This is a genomic window from Ancylobacter sp. IITR112 (assembly GCF_041415945.1).
Classification (GTDB): domain Bacteria; phylum Pseudomonadota; class Alphaproteobacteria; order Rhizobiales; family Xanthobacteraceae; genus Ancylobacter.
On the sequence record NZ_JBGCUS010000001.1, the window covers coordinates 4,271,440 to 4,292,884 of the forward strand.

A 21,445-nucleotide genomic window follows, 5' to 3' on the forward strand; every position below is an offset into this window, starting at 1 on the left:
TGGCTGCCCCCTTCCCTTGGTGCGGGAAGCGATCGAAACGCCTGCGACAGAGCGTCCACAATTTGCTTTTGTCATTGTTTTGCAATGACTTAAAAGATGCGATCACATCCTTGACACCCCTAGGGGCGAACACTATGGTGCGCCCGTCTTCGGGGTCGGGAAATCCTTCTCCGGTCAGGCTTGAGTGCGGATGATGGACGACCGAGACAAGACGGACGGCCATAGCGACTCGGGGCGGCCGGATGTTTCCGACGCCGAGCTTTCCGGCCGGTTGCGCGGGCTGGGCAGTGCGCTGGACAAGGTGCAGGCCGAGCGGCAAGCCGAAAAGAAAGCTTCCGCCGGCGCGGACAGGACATCCTCTTCGGCCGGCATGGCGCTGGCGTTTCGGCTCGGTGCCGAATTCGTTGCGGGTGTGCTGGTCGGCGCCGGTCTGGGCTGGGCGATTGATCATTTTCTCGGCGTCGCGCCGTGGGGAATGATCGTGTTCATTCTGCTGGGCTTCGGCGCCGGCATTGTGAACATGATGCGCGCGGCCGGAGAATTCGGTCGCAAGGGTCCGCCGCAAGGTGGCGCCTGAGAGATTTCGGTCCCGGCCTGTGCTGGGCGCCAAAGGACAAGACGGTGCCGCCTCGGCGGTGCTTGAGATGGGGGCGGGCGCCCATGGCGCCGCGTGTTGAGGGCAGCGACCGGCGATGGCCAGCGGCAACGTGATCGATCCGATCCATCAGTTCCAGATCCACAAGATCGTGGAATTGGGGCAGCCTGGCGGCATCGAGCTCGCCTTCACCAATTCCGCCGCCTTCATGTTCGGCATTGTGGCGTTGGTGTTCTTCTTCCTCACCTTCGCCACACGCGGCCGCACCCTGGTGCCCGGCCGGCTGCAGTCGATGGCGGAACTGTCCTACGAATTCGTCGCCTCCACGGTGCGCGGCTCGGCGGGCAATGAGGGGATGAAGTTCTTCCCCCTCGTCTTCTCGCTCTTCATCTTCGTGCTGACCGCCAATATGGTGGGCATGATCCCCTACTCTTTTACCGTCACCAGTCATCTGATTGTCACCGCTGCGCTGGCGCTGCTCGTCATCCTTACGGTCATCATCTACGGCTTCGTGCGCCACGGCACCCATTTCCTCCATCTCTTCGTGCCGTCGGGTGTGCCGGCCTTCCTGCTGCCTTTCATGGTCGTGATCGAGGTCATCTCCTTCCTCTCCCGGCCCATCAGTCTCTCGCTGCGTCTCTTCGCCAACATGCTGGCCGGTCATATCGCAATGAAGGTGTTCGCCGGCTTCATCGTGATGATGACGGCGTCCGGCGTGGTGGGCTGGTTTGGCGCCGTGCTGCCGCTGTTCATGGTGGTCGCCCTGACGGCCCTCGAATTCCTGGTCGCCGCCCTGCAGGCCTATGTCTTCGCGGTGCTGACCTGCATCTATCTCAACGACGCGCTGCACCCGGGTCACTGACCTGCGCGTCGCGGGAAGCTCATCCAGCCATCCAACCAATCTGACTATTCCAACAGGAGAAGATCATGGAAGCGGAAGCCGCCAAGTTCCTCGGCGCCGGTCTCGCCACGCTCGGCATGGGCCTCGCCGCCATCGGCGTCGGTACCATCTTCGGTAACTTCCTCTCGGGCGCCCTGCGCAACCCGTCGGCGGCTGACGGCCAGTTCGCCCGCGCCTTCATCGGCGCGGCGCTCGCCGAAGGTCTGGGCATCTTCTCGCTCGTCGTCGCCCTCGTCCTCCTCTTCGTGGTCTGAGGCCTCACCCGGTCGCGCGACCCTTGCGGGTCCGCGCGGCCGGGTAGGGACCGCATCAGCAGTGATCGAGGAAGTCTGAACCCATGTCCGAGCCCAACGGTCCGGCCGGTATCATCGTTGCCCAGGCGGAGACTGGCACGTTGCCGGCCGCAAGCGGTGTGGAGATTGCCGTGCCCGCAGCAGAAGCACACGGTAGCAACTTCCCTCCCTTTGATGTCCATACCTTTCCCTCGCAGCTTCTCTGGCTGGCGATTGCGTTTGCCGCGCTCTACCTGCTGATGAGCCGCGTGGCCCTGCCGCGCATCGCTACCATCCTCGAAGAGCGGCATGACCGCATCGCCGACGATATCGAGGAGGCCGGCAAGCTGAAGGCGGAGAGTGAAGCGGCTGCCGAGGCTTATGAGAAGGCGCTGGCCAGCGCCCGCAACAAGGCCCACGGCATCGCCACCGAAACGCGCGATACGCTCGCGGCCGAAGCCGAGGCGCGCCGCAAGGCTCTGGAAGCCGAGCTGAACGTCAGGCTCGCCGCGGCAGAAGTGCAGATCGCCGCCACCAAGACCTCGGCCATGGCCAATGTCCGCGGCATCGCCGTCGATGCGGCGGGCGCCATCGTCAATACGCTGATCGGCACCACGCCCGCGTCCGGCGCGGTCGAGGAGGCGGTCGACACCGCCATTAAGGGCTGAGGGAGCGCACCATGGGTAGCGATACTTTCTGGGTCGCCGTCGCCTTCGTCATTTTCTTCATCCTGGTTGCCCGGGCGGGCGCCTTTTCCGGCATGGCCGCCAAGCTCGATGCGCGCGGCGCGCGCATCCGCAACGAGCTGGAGGAGGCGCGCCGGCTGAAGGAAGAGGCGCAGAAGCTCGTAGCCGAATATAGGCGCCGCCAGCGCGAGGCGGAGGAAGAGGCCGAGGCGATCATCACCACCGCCAAGGCCGAGGCCGAACGCCTTGCCGCTGAAGCCAAGCAGAAGCTGGAGGATCTCATCCAGCGCCGCACTCAGATGGCCGAGCAGAAGATCGCCCAGGCCGAGGCACAGGCGATGGCCGATGTGAAGGCCGCCGCCGCCGATGCCGCAGTGAAGGCCTCTGAGTTCCTGCTGGCAGCCCAACTCACCGGTAACACGGCTGATCGCGTGCTCGACGCGGCCGTCGCCGAGGTGAAGTCGAAGCTGAACTGAGCGTCCCGACGCTGGAGAGTGGAGCCCGGCCCTGCGCCGGGCTTTTTCTTGATCTTGAAACGGTAATGGGGTGCCTCAAAGGAAGGTCGATGGCTGAGTTCTGGGTCTATGAGAGCCGGACGCATGGCTATGTCCGGGTCCATCGCCGCACATGCTGCATGTGCAATAACGGACGGGGCCTTGCCGCCAGCGCCGCCGATCGCACGGCGCGCTGGCACGCGGCGGATACGCGCAACGAGGCGTTGCTGTTGGCGCGGCAGCTCGGCCAGCCGGTCATTGCCGCCTGCGCCCATTGCGGCCACTGAATGCGCGCGGCCCGGCTGTGAAAGAGCGTACCTTGTGGCCGGGCACACCGATGAGACCCGGCCGGAAAGGGTCGGGCCCGCCGATGTGGCCGGCGGTTCCGGATGGGCGCGATCGCGCGCCGGACAGCACTTCGCGATGTCGCGTCAATTACCGGTCAGGGCGACTTGGCCGGTTGCAAGATCATAGACCCCGCCGACGATCCGCACCTTGCCTTCATCCACCGCGCTGGCAACCAGCGAGCGTTCGGTAGCCAGCCGATCCATCGAGTAGATGACGTTCTGCCGGATTGCCGCCGCCACCGGATCGGCGGGCTTTAGCGCGAGCGCCGTCCGCACTGGCGCCCTCAGATGCTCCACCAGCGCCGGCAAATGGCCGGGAAGCGCAACATGCTGCTGTTCCACCTGGACCGCGGCCGTCAGGGCGCCGCAACTCGAATGGCCAAGCACGATGACGACCGGCACGCCGAGATGCTCGACGGCATATTCCATGCTGGCAAGACCTTCCTCATCGACGAAATTGCCGGCAACGCGCACAATGAACAGCCGGCCGGGGGCCTGATCAAACACATATTCCGGGGCTACGCGCGAATCGGCGCAGGCGAGCACGATGGCCACGGGATGCTGACCCTTGGCGAGAGCCGCGCGGTTGGCCAGAAAATCGGTGCAGGTCTGGACGCCCCCGACATGGCGGGCATTGCCGGCCATGAGCTCTGTCATCACCTGATCAGGCGAGGGCGCGGCGGAGGGGCTGGAGTTCGCGCCGGCCTGCCCGGTCCATAACAGGGCGCCGGCGGAGAGCGTGGCGGAGGTCACGCCGCGCAGCAGCGAGCGGCGCGACAGGGTATGTCGATTGAGGCATTCCTGGCACATGGATAGGGCGTCCTTGGCACCGACCCCTCCGGACAGGAGCGGTCTCGACTGATGGGAGATGCGATCGGCGGCGCCGGTTCGATCCCGTCAGGTCGCGCCGCCGAAGCGGCCATGGTGAAGGACGAGGCTGCCCCCGGGCTGACCTCACGCCCGATGCCAGCGTCAACTGGTCCAGCGACGGGGGCGGTAGAAGGTATGCTCACCGATCCGGTCGAGCTTGCGCATCTCGCGAATCCAGTTCGGCCGCACCGAGCGGGCGTGATAATGGGTCGCGCGACCGACCTTTTCGTCCCAGAGCCGGCCGTCCAGCATGGCGCTGGCGATGTCCTTGGCCTGATCCCACAGCGCGGGCTCTGTCACCACATCGCGCACATTGTCGCAGGCGAAGGTGAACTGGCAGGCGAAGCGCCGATGAGCGTTCTGGTAGACGGCGCGGCAGATGTCGGCCGGGTAGTAGCCAGAGAAGACGCGGTTCATCACCACCTGCGCCACAGCCACCTGTCCGCGACGGGGCTCACCGCGGCTCTCGAAATAGACGGCCTCGGCCAAGCATTTCTCCGCCCGCTCGCGCCGCTTGCCGGCAAGGCCCAGCCGCTCGGCGGGCGTCGGGCCGAGCGCGACGCGGGTAGAGTCGTCCGCCGTCTTCGACGCTTCGGTGATGCCGGCGTCGCCACCGGGCAGGGCGGTCATATGCAGGAAGGGCTGGGGCGGGAGGGCGTTCTCGCCGAGGCCGAAGATGAAAGCGCTCTGCCGATAGAGCGGCAGGGATGGGTCGCTTGTATAGCCGCTCGCTTCCGCCCCCTGGCTGCCCCCGGGCGATGCCGCCAGGGCGTCTTCGCCCGGCTCACTCGCCTCGCCATTGACGGCTCCGAGCGACGGGTTCTCCTGTTCCAGTTGGGCCGGGTCGCCGGTCGGATCACCCGCCGACGCGCTGTAACGCTCGCTGTCGCTGCCCATGGCCAAGGCGGCAGGTTCCTCTGTCTCCAGCGGGTCGGTACCCGTTCCGGCGGCGTCCATCGTTGCAGTGCCGGTTCCTGTCCCGCCGGACGAGGCGCCGGTGCTCGTGCCGGCACCGAAGAGACTCGGGGGTGTGCCAACGCCGGAGACGGCGAAGGGGTCGACATCCAATGGCGCCAGCGGCTTCAGCGCAAGCTGATCCGCCTTGGTGGAGCGGTTGATGTCGACCCCCAGGGCCGTTTGAGGGGGGGCGATGATTTCAGCGGGCGCCAGCAGCGCGGAACGGGACGGCCAGGCGATGGTCGAAGCCTTGAGCAGGCGTACCGGTTCGCCGAGAATGGAGATGCGGGCCCGCTCGGCAACCCCCGGCTGGTGTGTTAGCCGGCTTATAATATCTTGATGGCCGATGGACGACGCGCCGACGAGGAAGAGAGCCAGTGCCATCCCGCCAGTCGTGCCCATCCGTTGTACACGCGCTGAGAATCGCATGTCCGCCCGCCGCCCTTACGCAACTCGACCCGTCGGAACCCGCTGCGTGCCCGCTTCGCCACAGGCAAGGGCGGGTGCATCCGGTTCCCTAGTTGTCGCGCATTAACCTTGCCCGAGCGTTAATGCCGGAACGTCAGGTCGGGCGATCGGTCAGCCGAACGGGGCGCGGCCGCTCGGCGCAGGCGGTCGGCAATGGCTTCGCCCAGCCCGTGCCGGGGCAGCGGCACCACGGCAATGCCCTCGGCGCCTGCATGATCGAGTTCGCGCAGGAAGGCGAACAGATGGGCAGCAGCCTCCACAAGATCGCCGGACGGGCTGAGATCGCGCACCCCCGCCGCCGCTGCGCTGCCGGGGGGGCGGGCGCCGGCAAAGGTCAGCAGGGCCTCGCCGGCATTCACCGTGCGGGCATTTAACCGCACTGGCACGGAGGGGGCGTAATGGGAGGCCAGCATGCCGGGCGCCAGAGGCGCCGCCTCTTTATCAGGTGAAACCGCGACGAAGGCGGCAAGGGGCGCTCCGAGCACCGCCTCAATCGCCTCGCGGGTCAGCCCGCCCGGCCGTAGCAGCACCGGCGCGGCGCCCGTGCAGTCGAGAATGGTGGATTCCACGCCGACCGTGCAGGGGCCGGCGTCGAGGATCAGGTCGATGCGTCCGTCGAGGTCGGCCTGGACATGGGCCGCGGTCGTCGGCGAGACATGGCCGGAACGGTTGGCGCTGGGGGCTGCGATGGGGCGCCCCGCGGCGGCCAGCACCGCCCGAGCCACCGGGTGAGCCGGCACGCGAATGGCGACGCTGGCGAGGCCGGCGCGGGCGAGTTCACTGGTGGCCTCCTCCCGCGCCGGCACGACCAGCGTCAGCGGCCCAGGCCAGAAGCGGCCGGCCAATGTCTCGGCGGCTGGCGGAAACATTCCCACGCGCCGTGCGGCGGAGAGATCCGGCACATGGGCGATGAGCGGGTTGAAGCTCGGCCGGCCCTTGGCGGCGTAGAGGCTGGCGACAGCACGCGGATCGGTAGCGTCGCAAGCAAGGCCGTAGACGGTTTCGGTCGGCAGCGCCACCAGCCCGCCGTCGCGCAGCCGCCGCGCCGCCTCGGCGATGCCGGCAGCGTCGGCTGTCACGAGGCGCGTCGCCCGCATGGGCGCGCCTGCTTCCTCGCTGGTTTTCTCGGCCACCGCTTGCATCTCCCGCTCAGGCGCGCTCCGATAGGACGTCCCGCCGGGCCGGTCAACGGCGGGGCGGTCAATGGCGGCGCGGTTGCGGACACCGGGGAAACGTTGCCGTCCTCGGCGGGGGCAAGACTGGCCCCGCACGGCGACGTGGCATATCGTCCACCACCGCCGGGCCAGAACAATGAACGGCCGGAAGCCTCACCGACGCCAAGGGAACGCCATGACCACGCTGCTGATCGCGCACGACGCCTGCCTCGAACATCTGACCCCCTCGGGTCATCCCGAGCGGCCGGATCGGGTGCGGGTGCTCAACCGGGTCTTTGAGGGTGAGCAGTTCGCCACGCTGGCGCGCGAACAGGCGCCCATCGCCGCGCGCGAGGATATTGTGCGCGTCCACCCCGAGGATTTCGTCGCCGCGCTGGAAGAGGCGATGCCGGAAGAGGGGATGGTCCGGATCGACGGCGACACAGTGATGTCGCCGGGCACGGGCGAGGCGATCTGGCGCGGCGTCGGCGGCGCGGTGCTTGGTGTCGACGAGGTGCTGTCCGGCAAGGTGGCCAATGCCTTTGTCTCGATGCGCCCGCCCGGCCACCATGCCGAGACGCGCACGCCCATGGGCTTCTGCCTGTTCAACAATGTCGCCATCGCCGCCCGCCACGCCCAGAAGGTGCACGGCATCGGCCGTGTCGCCATCGTTGATTTCGACGTGCATCACGGCAATGGCACGCAGGAGATTTTCTGGTCGGACCCAAGCGTGATGTACGCATCGACCCATCAGATGCCGTTGTTTCCCGGCACCGGCGCCGTCGGCGAGCGCGGCACCAGCGACAACATCGTCAATGCGCCGCTGCGCTCCGGCGATGACGGCGTGCATTTCCGCGAGGCGTTCGAGAGCCGCATTCTGCCACGCCTGCAGGCGTTCGGACCGGAATTGCTGATCATCTCCGCCGGCTTCGACGCGCATACGCGCGACCCGCTCGCCAACATCAACCTTCTGGAAGACGACTACACCTGGGTCACCAAGAAGCTGATGGACCTTGCCGACACGCATTGCGGCGGCAAGATCGTCTCGGTCCTGGAGGGCGGCTATGACCTCGAAGGTCTGGCCCGCTCGGCTTCCGCCCATGTCATGGCGCTGATGCGCGGCTGATCGCCAGGGGGTGAGTGCGGTCGCTGCTCCCTGTATAAGGGAGCGACTCAAGAGGAGATGGCGATGATGGATGCGGCGGACGTGAACGCGCTGAGCTTCGAGAAGGCGCTGGCGGAGCTTGAAACCATCGTCGCCAAGCTCGAAGGCGGCAATGTCCCCTTGGAGGAGTCGATCGCGCTTTACGCGCGCGGCGAGGCGCTGAAGGCGCGCTGCGACGCGCTGCTGAAAGATGCCGAAGCGCGCGTCGAGAAGATCACGCTCGGGGTGGATGGCCGGCCGGCCGGCACGCAGCCTCTCGACGAGTAGGCTCGGGCTTTCAGATCGCCTGCTGGCTCCTGCACCCGGGATTGAACACGCGCCGCGCGGAGGCGAGGTGGCGCGCCAGCGCGGCGGGCGGGCGGATGGGGCGAGGGACCAACTCGCCCGCGCAGTTCGGACAGATTCCGCCCAGCACGCTCTCGGCGCAGTCCGCGCAGAAGGTGCATTCGAAGGTGCAGATCCGGGCGTCGCGCGACTCCGGCGGAAGGTCGCGATCGCAGCACTCGCAGCCCGGCCGAAGTTCCAGCATGGGGCAGGTCCTTTCCTCAGTAGACGCCGGGGATAAGCCGCGCGGTGCGCTCACTATAGGCCCGGTACTCGTCGCCGAAAGTGTCGAGCATCATCTTCTCCTCGCGCCCGATGCGGAAGGCATAGAGAATGCCGAATCCGATGAAGCCCGCCGGACCGGCGACCCAGTTCGGGACCAGGATCAACTGCGCCAGCGCCCACAGGAAGAAGGCCGAATACATGGGGTGGCGCACATGACGGTAAACGCCTCCGGTGACGAGCTTGTGCGCGTCCTTGATTTCCAGCGTCACCGACCAGTTCTTGCCGAGGTCCCTGTGCGTGCGGCGGAACAGCCATAGCGCCAGAAGGAAGGTCAGCGTCCCCAGCGCGAATTGCAGCACGGAATAGGGATAGTTGGCGAAATCGAACACCCGCGAGGTCGCCCACAGCAGCGGCACGATGCCGAGGCCCGCGGTGGAGCAGGACAGCAGGATCAACTCGCGCAGCCGGTCGCGGGCGTCGATGACGCGCTCGCGCTTCACCTTGCGCTCGAAGGGCAGGCGGATGACGTACCAGCCGATGCAGCCGGCGGCCCACACGATCTTGGCGGCGACGAGAAGGTTCATGAAGCGTCCGTTTGTTCAGGCGATCAGGGAGCCGTCCGCCGCGAAGCGCCCGACCGGCCCCTCCGGGCGCGAGGCGAGTTCGGCGAAGGCCAGCGGGCCGAGGGCGAACATGAAATAGTCGTAGGGCGCCTTCTGCTCATTCGCCAGCAGGAACTGGTAATGCAGCCGCATGGCATGCCAGCGCAGCCGCCGCAGCTTGGCGTGGGTGAGCATTTCCTTGATGTTGGCGTTGCGCAGCAGGGGCGGGCTCGGCTCCGGCACGTCGAAGCTGGCGCGGCGCAACGTCACCGGATGGAACTTGTAGAAATTGATGGCGTCGTGGCGGGCCTGATATTCGACCCAGGTGAGGCCGGGCGTCTGCGCGATGCGGTTTGCCTGCCGGCGCACCTTGCCGCCCTTGGCGTGAAGGGCGAGCTTGGGGATGGTGGCGCCGCAGGTGAGAAGGTTCAGCCGGGTCGGCCCGTCCGCCAGGCCGGGATATCGGTCGAGCGCGCGGTCGATCACGCCGAGCATCAGCGTCGCCCCGAGGCTGTGGCCGACGAGGATGATCTCGTCCTGGTCTCCGGCGCTGACCGCGTCCACCAGCACCTGCGCGAAGCGGTCGAGCCGCGCATCGACATGCGGCGTGGCGTCGTGCAGATAGTCGCGCGCCAGATCCCAGTCATCGAGGGCTTGATGCAGGCGCCAGTCGCGCCCTGGGCGGCGGAAGAGCGCGAAAAAGGTCCCGATCCCGGCGGCAATCCCTCCGGCCCAGGCGAGTGGCGCCGGCAGGAACAGGCCGGCGCCCCACAGCACGAGCCCGCCCGCTGCGAGCCCGGCGGTGAGGAATAGCGCGCAGATCAGATAGGGGAAGAAGAAGAAGGCACCATAGCGCGGGCTGGCGCGAAAATAGCCGCGTGCCGCCCCCCCGCGCAGAAAATCCCAGAGCCCGCCGAGGCCGCGCCATAGCCGCACCGGGTCCGGCCGGGCATCGAGCTTCTGGATAATGTCTTCCCATCGCAGGATGCGGTAGTCGGTCCGGGTGGACCAGTTGGGTCCGTGCGCTTCCACCGCCCAGCGCGCATAGGGCTGCGCGCCGTCATCCAGCCGTGGCGACACCTGCACCCCGACCGACCAGAGCGCGCCGAAGCGTTCCGCCTGATTGGCAAAGCGCCCGTGGTGATAGTCCATCTCGGTTGGGTCGTGGCCGGGGAAGAACAGCATCAGCCGTCGCAACGTCCGGCCGGTTGCCGGGGCGCCGCCGGCTTCGTCGGCGTGGGGAAGCCCATCGGCGGCCTCCCCCGCGGCGGGTGCGGCCGGCCGGTCGTCCCTCGGCATCGACGTGGCGACTCGTGCTTCCATGCCGTGTTTCTAAAGGAAGCCAGTCCCGGAGGCCAACGCCACATCGCGCCGGCCCGCCGGTCTCCACATGCCGTTGCGGCGGCACGGCGCCCGCGGTCGCGCGAGCGTGCGTTGCGCCCCTCGCCGATCCTGTGTATGCCGTTGGACTTCGCCCGGCGGTGCGCGCCCGTGCGCGCACCCTCGGCGAGTGTGTTTTCGGAGCCGTTCTTGACCCGTCCCGCCACGCCGCTACTCGATACGATCCGGGAGCCGGCCGATCTGCGCCGCGTGCCGGAAGAGCATCTGCCGCAGGTCGCAGCAGAACTGCGCGAGGAGATGATTGACGCGGTCTCCGTCACCGGCGGCCATCTCGGCGCCGGGCTCGGCGTGGTCGAACTGACCGTGGCGCTGCATCATGTCTTCGACACGCCCAATGACAGGCTGATCTGGGATGTCGGCCATCAGTGCTATCCGCACAAGATTCTTACCGGGCGCCGCGAGCGCATGCGGACGTTGCGCCAGGGCGGCGGGCTTTCCGGCTTCACCAACCGGACGGAAAGCACCTACGACCCGTTCGGTGCCGGCCACTCCTCCACCTCGATCTCCGCCGGGCTCGGCATGGCGGTGGCGCGCGACCTTTCCGGCGACGCGCGCAATGTGGTGTGTGTGATCGGTGATGGCGCCATGTCGGCCGGCATGGCCTATGAGGCGATGAACAATGCGGGGGCGATGGATTCGCGCCTCATCGTCATCCTCAACGACAACGACATGTCGATCGCCCCGCCGGTGGGCGCGATGTCGGCCTATCTGGCACGGCTTCTTTCCGGCCGCACCTATCGTTCGCTGCGCGAGACCGCCAAGCAACTCGCCGGTAGCCTGCCGAAATTCTTCGGCCGTCAGGCCGCGCGGGCGGAAGAGTTTGCGCGCGGGTTCTGGACCGGCGGCACGCTGTTCGAGGAACTGGGCTTCTATTATGTCGGGCCGATCGACGGGCATAATCTGAATCACCTGCTTCCCGTTCTTCGCAATGTCCGCGACGCCGAGACCGGCCCCGTGCTGGTGCATGTCGTGACGCAGAAGGGAAAGGGCTATCCGCCCGCCGAAGCTTCCGCCGACAAATATCATGGCGTTCAGCGCTTCGATGTCGCTACCGGGGCGCAGAAGAAAGCGCCGTCCAATGCGCCGAGCTATACCCGCGTCTTCGCCGACAGCCTGATCGAGGAAGCCCGCCACGACGACCGGATCGTCGCCATCAACGCCGCCATGCCGGCCGGCACCGGGCTCGACCTGTTCGGCGAGGTCTTTCCCTCCCGCACCTTCGATGTCGGCATTGCCGAGCAGCACGCCGTGACCTTCGCCGCCGGGCTGGCGACGGAGGGATACAAGCCGTTCTGCGCGATCTATTCCACCTTCCTGCAGCGCGCCTACGACCAGATCGTCCATGACGTGGCGATCCAGCGCCTGCCGGTGCGGTTCGCGATCGACCGTGCCGGGCTGGTGGGCGCGGATGGCGCCACCCATGTCGGCGCCTTCGATGTGCCGATGCTCGCCACCCTGCCGGGCATGGTGGTGATGGCGGCGGCGGACGAGGCGGAACTGGTGCATATGGTGGCGACCGCTGCGGCCTATGATGAGGGCCCGATCGCCTTCCGCTACCCGCGCGGCGAAGGCGTCGGCGTGGAACGTCCGGCCCGCGGGACGCCGCTGGCGATCGGGCGTGGACGGGTCGTGCGCGAAGGCTCGAAGGTCGCCCTGCTGTCGCTCGGTACGCGGCTTGGCGCCTGCCTTGCCGCAGCCGACCAACTCGCCGGATTTGGCCTGTCGACGACGGTCGCCGATGCCCGCTTCGCCAAGCCGATCGACCGCGACCTCGTTCTGCGGCTCGCCCGCGAGCATGAGGTGCTTGTCGTGGTTGAGGAAGGTGCCGTCGGCGGCTTCGGCAGCCATGTGCTGACCCTGCTGGCGGAAGCCGGCGCGCTCGACCGAGGACCCAAGGTGCGCAGCCTCGCGCTGCCGGACCGTTTCATCGAGCAGGACTCCCCGGCCAGCCAGATGCATGAGGCGGGGCTCGACGCGGAAGGCATCGTGCGCGGGGTGTTCGGCGCTCTGGGGCGCGAGGAAGACGCCGCGCTTGCGCTGCTGCGCGGCTGAGCCGGCCGCCGCCTTCTCATGACGAGCGCACCTCCCGCTCCCGCCGGCCGGGGTCGTGCCGACCGGGTGCTGGTCGAGCGTGGCTTCTTCGACAGCCGCGCCCGCGCGCAGGCGGCCATTGCCGCCGGGCTCGTCAGCGCCGATGGCAAGCGGGTTGCCAAGCCTTCCGAGACCATTGCCGCCGATGCCGCTATCGAGGCGCGCGAGGCCTATGAATGGGTGTCGCGAGCGGGATTGAAGCTGGAGGCGGCCCTGGACGCGGCGGGGCTTTCCGTCGAGGGACGCGAGGCGCTGGATGTCGGTGCGTCCACCGGCGGCTTCACACAGGTGCTGCTGGCGCGCGGCGCGGCGCGGGTTCACGCGGTGGATGTCGGCCATGGCCAGCTTCATGAGCGGCTGAAGGGCGATCCGCGCGTCGTCTCCCATGAGGGAACCGACATACGCCACCTTTCCGCCGGCGCGGTGCCCGCGGCGGGCATCATCACCGTCGATGTTTCGTTCATCTCGCTCCGCCAGGTGCTGCCGGCGATCCTTGCCCACGCGGCGCCGCAGGCGCATCTGGTAGCGCTGGTGAAGCCGCAATTCGAGGTGGGGCGCGACAAGCTGTCGAAGGGCGGCATCGTCAGGGACGCGGGCGCGCGGGCGGAGGCGGCGGACAGCATCGTCGCCCTGCTGGAGCAGGCGGGCTGGGAGGCGACGCATCGCCTCGTCTCGCCGATCCTCGGCGGCGACGGCAATGAGGAATGGCTGATCGTGGCCGCGCGGAGCAACGCGGCAGGCGACCATGGCGCATGAGGGAGCGGCCCACCCGATGAATGTGACATCGCTGCAGATTGCCCGCCTCGGGCATCGGGGCGACGGCATCGCCGATACGCCGGACGGGCCGGTCTTCGTGCCTTTGGCCCTGCCGGGCGAGGTGGTGGAAGTCGCGCGCGACCATGATCGCGCGCGGCTGCTGGGCGTGCGCACGCCCAGCCCGGAGCGGATCGCGCCGATCTGCCCGCATGTCGGCCCCTGCGGCGGCTGTGCGCTGCAGCATTGGGCGCCGGAGCCCTATGCCGCGTGGAAGCGGGTGCTGGTGGTGGAAGCGCTGGCGCGCGCCGATCTCGCAACGGAGGTCGGCCCGCTTGTGGCGGCGCATGGTGAGGGGCGGCGCCGGGCGGTGTTCCACGCGCGCGGCACCGGCGGCAGCGCGCCGAAGGGCCGTGACACGCTGGCTGTCGGCTTTGCCGGCCGACGCAGCCATGCGGTGGTGGCGATCGACGCCTGCCCCATTCTGGCCCCCGGGCTCGATGGCGCGCTCACCGCCGCCTGGGCGGTGGCGCAGGAACTGGTGCCGCTGGCCAAGCCGCTCGACATCCAGGTGACGGCGACCGAGACCGGGCTCGACATGGACGTGCGCGGCAGCGGCCCGCTGAAACCCAACCGGGTCGCCGCTCTGGCGGAAATCGCCGGCGCGCACCGGCTGGCGCGGCTGACCCGCCATGGCGAACTGGTGCTGCAGCGCGAGCCGCCGCTGCTCACCATGGGCCGCGCCCGCGTCACGCTGCCGCCCGGCTCGTTCCTGCAGGCGACGGCGGCGGGGGAGGCGGCGCTGGCGCGGTTGGTCATGGAAGCGGTTGATAGCGCGCGCGGCGCGGCGCGGGCGGTGGACCTGTTCTCCGGCGTCGGCACTTTCGCCTTGCGCCTGGCCGAGCGGGTGCGGGTGAGCGCCTTCGAATCCTCCGCCCCCGCCATCGAGGCGCTGAACAAGGCGGTGCGCGGGGTTGCGGGGCTCAAGCCGGTGGCGGGCGAGGTGCGCGACCTGTTCCGCCGGCCGCTGCTGGCGCAGGAGATGAAAGGCGTCGATGTCGCCGTGTTCGATCCGCCGCGCCAGGGGGCGGAGGCGCAGGCGCGCCAGCTTGCGGCGAGCGCGGTGCCGCTGGTGATCGGCGTGTCCTGCGACCCCGTCACCTTCGCGCGCGACGCGCAGATCCTCACCGAGGGCGGCTACCGGCTGGAGCGCGTCACCCCGGTCGACCAGTTCCTCTATTCCGCGCATGTGGAGCTGGTGGGGCTGTTCCGGCGCTGAGCGGCGTCAATTGCCCCAGCGTTCCATCCACATGCGCTCGCCGATGGAGCAGGACACCCGCGGCTCGGTGGCGGAGGCGGGCCGCAAAAGCGGCGCGGGGGGTGGGCGGATGCCGGCGATTTCCAGCACCAGCTTGGTCTTGATGGCGTCGGCGAATTCATGCGTGCCGCGCACCGGAATGACAAAAGCACCCGGCCCGCCGATCACGCAATCCTCGTAATAGATGTCGAGGTCGCCAATATCGAGCAGCGAGCCGCTGGCCTCCTTGAGCATCAGCGGCAGGCCGTTGATGGTGATGCCGCGCGCCACCACGCCGTCGCGCGTCACGTCGACCAGCGGCCCCTGATTATTGGTGCCGTCGCCGGAAATGTCGATCACGCGGCGCAGGCCGCGAATGGCATTGCCGTCGATGAGGTCGGCGCTGAAGGTCATGGCGCTGGAAATGGAGGTGCGGTAGACGCGCCGCAGCGGCGCCTGGCCGATGGCGTCGGCAAAGGCGCGGGCCTCGGCGGCGGAGCCGACCAGCATCCAGTCCACCACCAGCTTCTGCTCGTCCGCGCCCGCCCATTCGACATAGGCGATGGCGATGCGGCCATGCGGGCCGAGGCGCAGGGCCTGGAGAAATTCCGGCGAGGTGACGGCGGCGATATAGCCCTCGCGCTGCAAGGCGAGTTCATCGAGGTCCATGGAGTAGGACACGTCGACCGCCAGCACCAGCTCGACATCGACCGGAGTATCCGCGCGGGCGCCGCCGGCGGCCGTCAGGCTGCACAGGGCGGCAAGCAGGGCGAGAAACGCACGCATGCGCGACATCGCGACCTCCGTCCTTGACGGCCCCCCGACATGTCAGGAGCCCGTCATCATGGTGACATGAGGGGCGCGGAGGCACGAGCCCAAAGTGCGGGCGGGCGCCGCCCGCCGATGCCGTTCGCGTGAGCGGGCCCTACAGCGATAGGCCGCGCCCGCCGTGCTCAGCCGTCCAGCGTCTCGGTGCCTGTGATCTCGATGCCGAAGCCGGCGACGCCGACATAGGTGCGGGCGCGCGAGGCGATGAGGCGGATGGAGGAAATGCCGAGATCGCGCAGGATCTGCGCGCCGAGGCCGACCTCGCGCCAGTTCTGGTCGCGCAGCTTGGCGCTTTCGATCTTGTCCTCGCCGCCGACGGTGGACAGCGGCACGCCTGTCGTGCCGTCGCGCAGATAGACCAGCACGCCGCGCCCTTCCGCCTTGATGCGCTCCAGCGAGGCGCGCAGCGCCTTGCCGCCGGTGAACACGTCGCCGATCGGGTCCGCCCGGTGCAGGCGCACCAGCACGTCGCGCCCGTCGCCGATCTTGCCATAGACGAGGGCGATATGGTTCACCGGCTCGAACGGCGTGACATAGGAAATGGCGTGCATCTCGCCGACCACGGTGGGGGCGGCGAATTCGGCGGTGCGGCTCACCAGCTTCTCGCGCAACTGGCGATAGGCGATGAGATCGGCCACCGAGATGCGGGTGAGCTTATGCGCGGCGGCGAAATCCGTGACCTTGGGGCCGCGCATCACCGTGCCGTCGTCATTGACGAGTTCGCAGATGACGCCGACCGGCTCCAGATTAGCCAGCCGGCACAGATCCACCGCCGCCTCGGTATGGCCGGAGCGCATGAGCACCCCGCCTTCCTTGGCGATGAGCGGGAAGATGTGGCCGGGGCGGACGAAATCCACCGCGCCGGCATTGGGGTTGGCGAGGCCGCGCACGGTGGCGGTGCGGTCCTCGGCGGAAATGCCGGTTGTGGTGCCGTGGCGGTAATCGACCGAGATGGTGAAGGCGGTGGCGTGCGGAGCGTCGTTATCCGTCACCATCGGGTTGAGCCGCAGCCGCTTGGCATGCTCGGCGGTGAGCGGGGTGCAGACGATGCCCGAGGTGTGGCGGACGATGAAGGCGAGCTTTTCCGGGGTGGCGAACTGGGCGGCGACGATGAGGTCGCCCTCATTCTCGCGGTCGTCATCATCGGTGACGACCAGCATCTCGCCACGGGCAAAGGCTTCGATGGCCGCTTCGACGCGGGCCTGCAGATTGTCGGTCATGAGTATCGCTTCCACGCTCGCCAGCCCGAGGAAATCGTTCGGCGTCACCGCGCCGCCGGTGGCGGCGGCGATGCGCGCGCCCGCTTCCCGCGAGATCCAGGCCGTTTGGTCCTTGCACAGCGCGGTGATGCTGGCGGGCGACAGGCCGACGGCGCGCGCGAAGGCGCTCTTGGTCGTGCCTGTTGTGGTGAGCCAGTCCGCGAGTTTCATGACAGGCAGGCTAGGCCGTCCCGCTTTCGTCCGCAATGAAAAGATGCGCGGCTTTCAGTGATACTGAAAATGGCGCGTGGTGAACGCGGCAGGGCAGGCAGCCGAAAGCACCCCGTCGCCGGTTCCGGCGCGGAGCTTTGGGACGGCACGTCGCCTGCCGCCCCTTGAGAAGGGCGTGCGGGGCGCCGGGGCGGAAACCCCGGCGGTCGCCTGCACCATGTGTGAAAAGGTGGTGCAAGCAGGTCTTCAACCGTCCGACGCGCCGCCGCCGGCGCCCCGCAACGCGGTGTTTCTAGGCTTGCTCCATGCGCGCCCGGGAGGACTGTCACTTTCTATCCTCCCCTGTGGGGTGCTTGACGCGCCGGCGCGCCCTTGCGGACGGGTCGGCGCGCGTCGCCCCGTGGCCGGTGGGAAGACCGACCGGGGACGCATGGCTTGGGCCGCCGGGCCTTGGGGTGCGTTATCCCCGCCGCCCGGCCACCGCCCCCCACCCCGCGCGAGCCGGCCGCTCCGGTTGCGCCCCCTTCGTCGGGATGAGGTGAGGCAAGGATGCCAGAGGAAAATATCCCTGTCTAGGATTTTTTTCTCAACAAAGGGCATGACAAGGCGGATTTGAAATGCATAGTGATTTGCAACAGGGTGGCGCTGAAACTCTTGATAAATTTGAATTAGTTGAAGTCTTAATTACTCCTAAATCTTATCGGAGGCCGAGGATACTTTTAGTCTTTCTTCCCATAAACCGGAGGTGGTATATAAAACACTATCGACCCTCGTGTCCAAAATCCTTTGTCGGGAGGTTTGTCTGAGGTCGTGTAGGTGATGGTTGCGGCCATGCCGTCTGGGATTATGGCGCCAAACGGCGTTAGGAGTAGCTGCAAGGCGTGGGATGCAGCGCATGCGCGTTCGTGGAGCGCAGGAAGCTCTTCGACGTAGAGCCTTCTGGAGGGTTTCAATCTGCTCCATGGGCCCGCTTTGAAGTTGGCGTAATCGTCCGTGAAGCGTCCCCATGTGCCGTGGAGCATCAGATTCCTCTGCGGCACGATAGCCTTCATGTCGGCTACGAAGCGGTTTAGCTGTTCGGCGTAAGCAGGGATCGCCCACTTTGACGCCTCCTTGAGGTAGTCTAGCCGCGCAGACAACATCTTTTCGCCCACTAGCGCGTCGAGCCTATCTAGTGGAATGCCATACAAATGGCCCGTTAGTTTCGCGACAAAATCATCAATCTGCGCAAATGTGAGGGCTATCCGCCCGATAAGTTCTAGCTCAGCGGGCTGCAGCGGAAGCGCGAACGCAGGCTCGGGAAGGGGCGACATGAGCGACACCTATGATAACGAGAAACGCCGCGAGGATGTGCTAAGGCGCATGCTGTCGACGCCGCCAAAGCCGCAGGAGGTTGGCCGGCACAAAGCCGACCAGCCGATGGCACCAAATGGGATCAAGGATAGTGAGGGAGTGCCACCAAGTTATCCGGCTCGACCTCATCATTTGGAAGCAGCAGGTCAATCAGCTTGAGGAGCCGTCGCATGGGTCGATCCTCCCGGAGGCCTGAGGGGTGCAGCCGCAACCTGGCGCCGTCGCAGTGTCAGCGAGCGGCGTGACATCTGCAACCTCCAGCTTCAACCCTTGTATGGCGTCGTCACGGCGCCGCTGCCCCGCTCGCAAGCGCCGGCCTCAGCGCGGGAACGGCCAGACCGGGGGGGTGCCCACCTGGCCGCGATGGCGCAGGAGATGGTCGGCGAGCACGCAGGCCACCATCGCCTCGCCCACGGGGACGGCGCGGATGCCGACGCAGGGGTCGTGCCTTCCCTTGGTGACGATTTCCGCATCCTCGCCATGGCGCGTCACCGTGCGGCGCGGGGTGAGGATGGAGGAGGTGGGCTTCACCGCGAAGCGCACCACCACCGGCTGGCCGGTGGAAATGCCACCGAGCACGCCGCCGGCATGGTTGGCGAGGAAGACCGGGCGGCCGTCATTGCCCATGCGCATCTCGTCGGCATTGTCCTCGCCGGTGAGGGTGGCGCTGGCGAAGCCCTCGCCGATTTCCACGCCCTTCACCGCGTTGATGCTCATCAGCGCGCTTGCCAGATCGGCGTCGAGCTTGCCATAGAGCGGCGCGCCAAGGCCGGGCGGCACGCCCTCGGCCACCACCTCGATCACCGCGCCGACCGAGGAGCCGGATTTGCGGATGCCGTCGAGATAGTCCGCCATGCGCGCGGCCGCCTCAGCGTCCGGGCAGAAGAACGGGTTGCGGCCGATCTCGGCGCTGTCCCAGTTCGCGCGGTCGATGCCGATCTCGCCCATCTGCACCAGCGCGCCGGTGATGGTCACATCAGGCAGCACCTTGGCGGCGATGGCGCCGGCGGCGACGCGCACCGCCGTCTCGCGCGCGGAGGAGCGCCCGCCGCCGCGATGGTCGCGCAGGCCGTATTTCACGTCATAGGCATAATCGGCATGACCGGGGCGGTAGCTCTCGGAAATTGCCGAATAATCCTTGGAGCGCTGGTCGACATTCTCGATCAGGAAGGCGATCGGCGTGCCGGTGGAAATGAGCGTGCCGTCTTCCTCCGCCAGCGTGCCGGAGAGGATCTTCACCTCGTCCGGTTCGCGCCGCTGGGTGGTGAAGCGCGACTGGCCGGGCCGGCGGCGGTCGAGCGCGGCCTGGACTTCGTCGAGCCGGAAGCGGATGCCGGGCGGGCAGCCGTCGATCACCCCGCCAATGGCCGGGCCATGGCTCTCGCCGAAGGTGGTGACGCGGAAGAGATGGCCGAAACTGTTGAACGACATAGCGGTTCCGCCGGCGGCAGGGGAGGGATCACGGCGCTTCTAGGCGCCCGCGCGGCGGGCGTCAAACCGGCGGGGGCGGGGCGGCGCATGGAGAATGGCGGCTTTCGTGCTACATCTCGGCTCTTCGTGATTGCCAACCCGAGCCAATGCCCCTTTTTGAAATCGCCGTCGTCCTTCTGCTCGTGCTGATCAATGGCGTGCTTGCCATGGCCGAGCTTTCCGTCGTTTCCGCCCGCCCGGCTCGCCTGCGCTCCATGGCCGATGGCGGCTCCCACGGCGCCCGCATGGCGCTGCAACTCGCCGCCGACCCCGGCCGCTTCCTCTCCACCGTGCAGATCGGCATCACGCTGATCGGCATTCTCGCCGGCGCGTTTTCGGGCGCCACGCTCGGCACCATGCTGGGCGAATGGCTGCAGGAACAGGGCATGTCGCCCGGCCTCGCCGGCGGCCTCGGCTATTCGCTCGTTGTGGCGGCGATCACCTATATCTCGCTCATCATCGGCGAACTCATCCCCAAGCGGCTCGCCCTGCAGAGCCCGGAAAAGCTCGCCAGCCTGGTGGCGCCGGGCATGGTGATGCTGGCGCGGATTGGCGCGCCGGCGGTGTGGCTGCTCGACATTTCCTCCCGCCTCGTGCTGCGCCTGCTCGGCGAGCACGGCAAGGGCGAGGAGAGCAATGTCACCGACGAGGAAATCCGCGCCATCGTGATGGAAGCGGAGACGGCGGGGGTGATCGACCCGGATGAGCGCAAGATGATCGCCGGGGTGATGCGCCTCGCCGACCGGCCGGTGCGGGCGGTGATGACGCCGCGCACCGATGTCGACTGGATCGACCTGACCGACGACCCCGACGTGGTCCGCCGCACCATTCGCGAGACGCGCCACACCCGCATGCCGGCCTGCGAGGGCACGCCGGAGGAAAGCGTCGGCGTCATCGACATTCGCGACCTGCTGGAAGCCTATCTCGACGGCCAGACCCCCGATCCGCGCCGCTTCGTCAAGCCCGCCGCCGTGCTGGTGGAGACGGCCGGCGCGCTCGACGCCATGAAGTCGCTGCGCCAGGCCGAGACGCCGCTGGCGCTGGTGGTGGACGAATATGGCTCCATGGTCGGTATCCTCACCCCCGCCGACCTGCTCGACGCCATCGCCGGCACCGTGGTGCTGGACGAGGCGGGGCAGGCCAAGCCCGATGTGGTGGAGCGGGCGGATGGCAGCTATCTCGTCGCCGGCTCGACGCCGCTCGACGAACTGGCCGAGGTGCTCGGCATCCAGCTCCCGCGCGATGCCGGCTTCCACACCGCCGCCGGGCTGGTGCTGCATGAGCTCAAGGCGCTGCCGGCGGAAGGCGCCGCCTTCGAGGCGATGGGCTGGCGCTTCGAGGTGGTGGACATGGACGGACGGCGCGTCGACAAGCTGCTGGTCTCGCGCGCCGTGGTGCCGCGCCGGCGGGCGCCGCTGATGGGCTGACGCGCCTTCAGCGCACCGTGATGTCGGCGGAGAGCGCCGCCGGCGCCGCCGGCAGCCCGCCATAGCGGGTGCCGACGCCGACGACGACGGTGACGATGGCGACCGCGAGCGCGGCGGCGATCAGGCCATATTCAAGGCCGGTGCCCTGCGGGCGGCGTGCGACGGCGGTGCGGCGGCGCGATGCCATCGACTGCCCGACCATTTCCCGTTCCACCATTTCGCGCATGGGCCTGTCTCTGCTTGAAATCATCCACGTGACATCTGTCTTGGGACAGATTTTGTTGTGAGGTCAGCTTGCGCCTCACACCTTGACCGTGGGTTAAAGCCAGCCTTGC

At 67.9% G+C, this 21,445-nt stretch carries 24 protein-coding genes; 13 read left to right on the forward strand and 11 right to left on the reverse strand.

The window, feature by feature from the left end:
* The first annotated feature begins 193 nt into the window (after positions 1 to 193).
* The 6 genes from AAC979_RS20260 to AAC979_RS20285 all read left to right on the forward strand — a co-directional run bounded on the left by AAC979_RS20260 (position 194) and on the right by AAC979_RS20285 (position 3,235).
* A complete protein-coding gene (locus AAC979_RS20260) occupies positions 194 to 577 on the forward strand; it encodes an AtpZ/AtpI family protein (RefSeq protein ID WP_371348684.1) in 384 nt (127 codons plus the stop codon).
* A 130-nt stretch (positions 578 to 707) separates the two neighbouring features.
* Positions 708 to 1,457 (forward strand): F0F1 ATP synthase subunit A, encoded by a 750-nt coding sequence (locus AAC979_RS20265; RefSeq protein WP_371349112.1) that lies wholly within the window; start codon positions 708 to 710, stop codon positions 1,455 to 1,457.
* 65 nt (positions 1,458 to 1,522) lie between these two features.
* Positions 1,523 to 1,750, forward strand: a complete 228-nt coding sequence (locus AAC979_RS20270) for a F0F1 ATP synthase subunit C (protein WP_131833791.1) — start codon at positions 1,523 to 1,525, stop codon at positions 1,748 to 1,750.
* An 83-nt stretch (positions 1,751 to 1,833) separates the two neighbouring features.
* Positions 1,834 to 2,436 carry a F0F1 ATP synthase subunit B gene (locus tag AAC979_RS20275; protein ID WP_371348685.1) on the forward strand — a complete coding sequence of 201 codons (603 nt, stop codon included), beginning with the start codon at positions 1,834 to 1,836 and terminating at the stop codon, positions 2,434 to 2,436.
* Between the two features lie 11 nt (positions 2,437 to 2,447).
* Entirely contained in the window at positions 2,448 to 2,930 is a 483-nt protein-coding gene (locus tag AAC979_RS20280) for an ATP F0F1 synthase subunit B (RefSeq protein ID WP_371348686.1), read from the forward strand.
* A gap of 89 nt (positions 2,931 to 3,019) precedes the next feature.
* Positions 3,020 to 3,235, forward strand: a complete 216-nt coding sequence (locus AAC979_RS20285; RefSeq protein WP_371348687.1) for a hypothetical protein — start codon at positions 3,020 to 3,022, stop codon at positions 3,233 to 3,235.
* A 144-nt stretch (positions 3,236 to 3,379) separates the two neighbouring features.
* Here the strand turns inward: AAC979_RS20285 and AAC979_RS20290 are convergent, their stop codons facing one another.
* The 3 genes from AAC979_RS20290 to AAC979_RS20300 all read right to left on the reverse strand — a co-directional run bounded on the left by AAC979_RS20290 (position 3,380) and on the right by AAC979_RS20300 (position 6,687).
* Entirely contained in the window at positions 3,380 to 4,105 is a 726-nt protein-coding gene (locus AAC979_RS20290) for a carbonic anhydrase (protein ID WP_371348688.1), read from the reverse strand.
* Positions 4,106 to 4,267: 162 nt separating this feature from the next.
* Positions 4,268 to 5,506, reverse strand: coding sequence for a cell wall hydrolase (locus AAC979_RS20295; protein ID WP_371348689.1), 1,239 nt, complete (start codon positions 5,504 to 5,506; stop codon positions 4,268 to 4,270).
* Between the two features lie 164 nt (positions 5,507 to 5,670).
* On the reverse strand, positions 5,671 to 6,687 hold the full coding sequence (locus tag AAC979_RS20300; protein WP_371349113.1) for an L-threonylcarbamoyladenylate synthase: 1,017 nt from the start codon (positions 6,685 to 6,687) through the stop codon (positions 5,671 to 5,673).
* A 253-nt stretch (positions 6,688 to 6,940) separates the two neighbouring features.
* Between AAC979_RS20300 and AAC979_RS20305 the strand changes: the two genes are divergently transcribed.
* Both AAC979_RS20305 and AAC979_RS20310 read left to right on the forward strand, forming a co-directional pair.
* A complete protein-coding gene (locus AAC979_RS20305; protein ID WP_371348690.1) occupies positions 6,941 to 7,870 on the forward strand; it encodes a histone deacetylase family protein in 930 nt (309 codons plus the stop codon).
* 63 nt (positions 7,871 to 7,933) lie between these two features.
* Positions 7,934 to 8,176 (forward strand): exodeoxyribonuclease VII small subunit, encoded by a 243-nt coding sequence (locus tag AAC979_RS20310; RefSeq protein WP_371348691.1) that lies wholly within the window; start codon positions 7,934 to 7,936, stop codon positions 8,174 to 8,176.
* A 10-nt stretch (positions 8,177 to 8,186) separates the two neighbouring features.
* Here AAC979_RS20310 and AAC979_RS20315 read toward each other — a convergent pair whose 3' ends face one another.
* The 3 genes from AAC979_RS20315 to AAC979_RS20325 are packed head-to-tail and all read right to left on the reverse strand — an operon-like array spanning position 8,187 to position 10,383.
* Complete coding sequence (locus AAC979_RS20315; RefSeq protein WP_371348692.1) at positions 8,187 to 8,438, reverse strand: DUF1272 domain-containing protein; 252 nt, start codon at positions 8,436 to 8,438, stop codon at positions 8,187 to 8,189.
* A 16-nt stretch (positions 8,439 to 8,454) separates the two neighbouring features.
* On the reverse strand, positions 8,455 to 9,042 hold the full coding sequence (locus tag AAC979_RS20320) for a protein-S-isoprenylcysteine O-methyltransferase (protein ID WP_371348693.1): 588 nt from the start codon (positions 9,040 to 9,042) through the stop codon (positions 8,455 to 8,457).
* Positions 9,043 to 9,057: 15 nt separating this feature from the next.
* Positions 9,058 to 10,383 carry a hypothetical protein gene (locus AAC979_RS20325; protein WP_371348694.1) on the reverse strand — a complete coding sequence of 442 codons (1,326 nt, stop codon included), beginning with the start codon at positions 10,381 to 10,383 and terminating at the stop codon, positions 9,058 to 9,060.
* 207 nt (positions 10,384 to 10,590) lie between these two features.
* On the opposite strand from AAC979_RS20325, the gene dxs reads away from it, so the two are divergent.
* The 3 genes from dxs to AAC979_RS20340 are packed head-to-tail and all read left to right on the forward strand — an operon-like array spanning position 10,591 to position 14,584.
* Positions 10,591 to 12,513, forward strand: coding sequence for a 1-deoxy-D-xylulose-5-phosphate synthase (gene dxs, locus AAC979_RS20330; RefSeq protein ID WP_371348695.1), 1,923 nt, complete (start codon positions 10,591 to 10,593; stop codon positions 12,511 to 12,513).
* 18 nt (positions 12,514 to 12,531) lie between these two features.
* Positions 12,532 to 13,308 carry a TlyA family RNA methyltransferase gene (locus AAC979_RS20335; protein WP_371348696.1) on the forward strand — a complete coding sequence of 259 codons (777 nt, stop codon included), beginning with the start codon at positions 12,532 to 12,534 and terminating at the stop codon, positions 13,306 to 13,308.
* A 16-nt stretch (positions 13,309 to 13,324) separates the two neighbouring features.
* Complete coding sequence (locus AAC979_RS20340) at positions 13,325 to 14,584, forward strand: class I SAM-dependent RNA methyltransferase (RefSeq protein ID WP_371348698.1); 1,260 nt, start codon at positions 13,325 to 13,327, stop codon at positions 14,582 to 14,584.
* A 6-nt stretch (positions 14,585 to 14,590) separates the two neighbouring features.
* Here AAC979_RS20340 and AAC979_RS20345 read toward each other — a convergent pair whose 3' ends face one another.
* From AAC979_RS20345 to AAC979_RS20355, 3 genes are all read right to left on the reverse strand, one after another.
* Entirely contained in the window at positions 14,591 to 15,397 is an 807-nt protein-coding gene (locus tag AAC979_RS20345; protein WP_371348699.1) for a DUF1194 domain-containing protein, read from the reverse strand.
* 158 nt (positions 15,398 to 15,555) lie between these two features.
* Complete coding sequence (gene ribB / locus AAC979_RS20350) at positions 15,556 to 16,860, reverse strand: 3,4-dihydroxy-2-butanone-4-phosphate synthase (protein WP_371348700.1); 1,305 nt, start codon at positions 16,858 to 16,860, stop codon at positions 15,556 to 15,558.
* A gap of 719 nt (positions 16,861 to 17,579) precedes the next feature.
* On the reverse strand, positions 17,580 to 18,173 hold the full coding sequence (locus AAC979_RS20355) for a hypothetical protein (RefSeq protein WP_371348701.1): 594 nt from the start codon (positions 18,171 to 18,173) through the stop codon (positions 17,580 to 17,582).
* Between AAC979_RS20355 and AAC979_RS20360 the strand changes: the two genes are divergently transcribed.
* Positions 18,172 to 18,372: a hypothetical protein gene (locus tag AAC979_RS20360; RefSeq protein WP_371348702.1), complete on the forward strand. Its 201-nt coding sequence runs from the start codon at positions 18,172 to 18,174 to the stop codon at positions 18,370 to 18,372. The genes AAC979_RS20355 and AAC979_RS20360 overlap by 2 nt on opposite strands.
* Before the next feature lie 159 nt (positions 18,373 to 18,531).
* On the opposite strand, the gene aroC is transcribed toward AAC979_RS20360, so the two are convergent.
* Positions 18,532 to 19,644: a chorismate synthase gene (gene aroC / locus AAC979_RS20365; protein WP_371348703.1), complete on the reverse strand. Its 1,113-nt coding sequence runs from the start codon at positions 19,642 to 19,644 to the stop codon at positions 18,532 to 18,534.
* 146 nt (positions 19,645 to 19,790) lie between these two features.
* Here aroC and AAC979_RS20370 point away from each other — a divergent pair, with 146 nt between their 5' ends.
* Complete coding sequence (locus AAC979_RS20370) at positions 19,791 to 21,110, forward strand: hemolysin family protein (protein ID WP_371348704.1); 1,320 nt, start codon at positions 19,791 to 19,793, stop codon at positions 21,108 to 21,110.
* A 7-nt stretch (positions 21,111 to 21,117) separates the two neighbouring features.
* On the opposite strand, the gene AAC979_RS20375 is transcribed toward AAC979_RS20370, so the two are convergent.
* Positions 21,118 to 21,336, reverse strand: coding sequence for a hypothetical protein (locus AAC979_RS20375; protein ID WP_371348705.1), 219 nt, complete (start codon positions 21,334 to 21,336; stop codon positions 21,118 to 21,120).
* Positions 21,337 to 21,445: the final 109 nt, after the last annotated feature.

What these genes read in the sequence shown, in the direction of transcription:
- AAC979_RS20295 (WP_371348689.1), bottom strand. Translation starts at nt 5,506, where the DNA reads ATGGCACTGGCTCTCTTCCTCGTCGGCGCGTCGTCCATCGGCCATCAA.
- AAC979_RS20285 (WP_371348687.1), top strand. Translation starts at nt 3,020, where the DNA reads ATGGCTGAGTTCTGGGTCTATGAGAGCCGGACGCATGGCTATGTCCGG.
- aroC (WP_371348703.1), bottom strand. Translation starts at nt 19,644, where the DNA reads ATGTCGTTCAACAGTTTCGGCCATCTCTTCCGCGTCACCACCTTCGGC.
- AAC979_RS20340 (WP_371348698.1), top strand. Translation starts at nt 13,325, where the DNA reads ATGAATGTGACATCGCTGCAGATTGCCCGCCTCGGGCATCGGGGCGAC.
- AAC979_RS20375 (WP_371348705.1), bottom strand. Translation starts at nt 21,336, where the DNA reads ATGCGCGAAATGGTGGAACGGGAAATGGTCGGGCAGTCGATGGCATCG.
- AAC979_RS20300 (WP_371349113.1), bottom strand. Translation starts at nt 6,687, where the DNA reads ATGCGGGCGACGCGCCTCGTGACAGCCGACGCTGCCGGCATCGCCGAG.
- AAC979_RS20310 (WP_371348691.1), top strand. Translation starts at nt 7,934, where the DNA reads ATGATGGATGCGGCGGACGTGAACGCGCTGAGCTTCGAGAAGGCGCTG.
- AAC979_RS20355 (WP_371348701.1), bottom strand. Translation starts at nt 18,173, where the DNA reads ATGTCGCCCCTTCCCGAGCCTGCGTTCGCGCTTCCGCTGCAGCCCGCT.
- AAC979_RS20290 (WP_371348688.1), bottom strand. Translation starts at nt 4,105, where the DNA reads ATGTGCCAGGAATGCCTCAATCGACATACCCTGTCGCGCCGCTCGCTG.
- AAC979_RS20315 (WP_371348692.1), bottom strand. Translation starts at nt 8,438, where the DNA reads ATGCTGGAACTTCGGCCGGGCTGCGAGTGCTGCGATCGCGACCTTCCG.
- AAC979_RS20280 (WP_371348686.1), top strand. Translation starts at nt 2,448, where the DNA reads ATGGGTAGCGATACTTTCTGGGTCGCCGTCGCCTTCGTCATTTTCTTC.
- AAC979_RS20260 (WP_371348684.1), top strand. Translation starts at nt 194, where the DNA reads ATGGACGACCGAGACAAGACGGACGGCCATAGCGACTCGGGGCGGCCG.
- AAC979_RS20320 (WP_371348693.1), bottom strand. Translation starts at nt 9,042, where the DNA reads ATGAACCTTCTCGTCGCCGCCAAGATCGTGTGGGCCGCCGGCTGCATC.
- AAC979_RS20275 (WP_371348685.1), top strand. Translation starts at nt 1,834, where the DNA reads ATGTCCGAGCCCAACGGTCCGGCCGGTATCATCGTTGCCCAGGCGGAG.
- AAC979_RS20370 (WP_371348704.1), top strand. Translation starts at nt 19,791, where the DNA reads ATGCCCCTTTTTGAAATCGCCGTCGTCCTTCTGCTCGTGCTGATCAAT.
- AAC979_RS20335 (WP_371348696.1), top strand. Translation starts at nt 12,532, where the DNA reads ATGACGAGCGCACCTCCCGCTCCCGCCGGCCGGGGTCGTGCCGACCGG.
- AAC979_RS20305 (WP_371348690.1), top strand. Translation starts at nt 6,941, where the DNA reads ATGACCACGCTGCTGATCGCGCACGACGCCTGCCTCGAACATCTGACC.
- AAC979_RS20360 (WP_371348702.1), top strand. Translation starts at nt 18,172, where the DNA reads ATGAGCGACACCTATGATAACGAGAAACGCCGCGAGGATGTGCTAAGG.
- AAC979_RS20270 (WP_131833791.1), top strand. Translation starts at nt 1,523, where the DNA reads ATGGAAGCGGAAGCCGCCAAGTTCCTCGGCGCCGGTCTCGCCACGCTC.
- AAC979_RS20325 (WP_371348694.1), bottom strand. Translation starts at nt 10,383, where the DNA reads ATGGAAGCACGAGTCGCCACGTCGATGCCGAGGGACGACCGGCCGGCC.
- ribB (WP_371348700.1), bottom strand. Translation starts at nt 16,860, where the DNA reads ATGAAACTCGCGGACTGGCTCACCACAACAGGCACGACCAAGAGCGCC.
- AAC979_RS20345 (WP_371348699.1), bottom strand. Translation starts at nt 15,397, where the DNA reads ATGTCGCGCATGCGTGCGTTTCTCGCCCTGCTTGCCGCCCTGTGCAGC.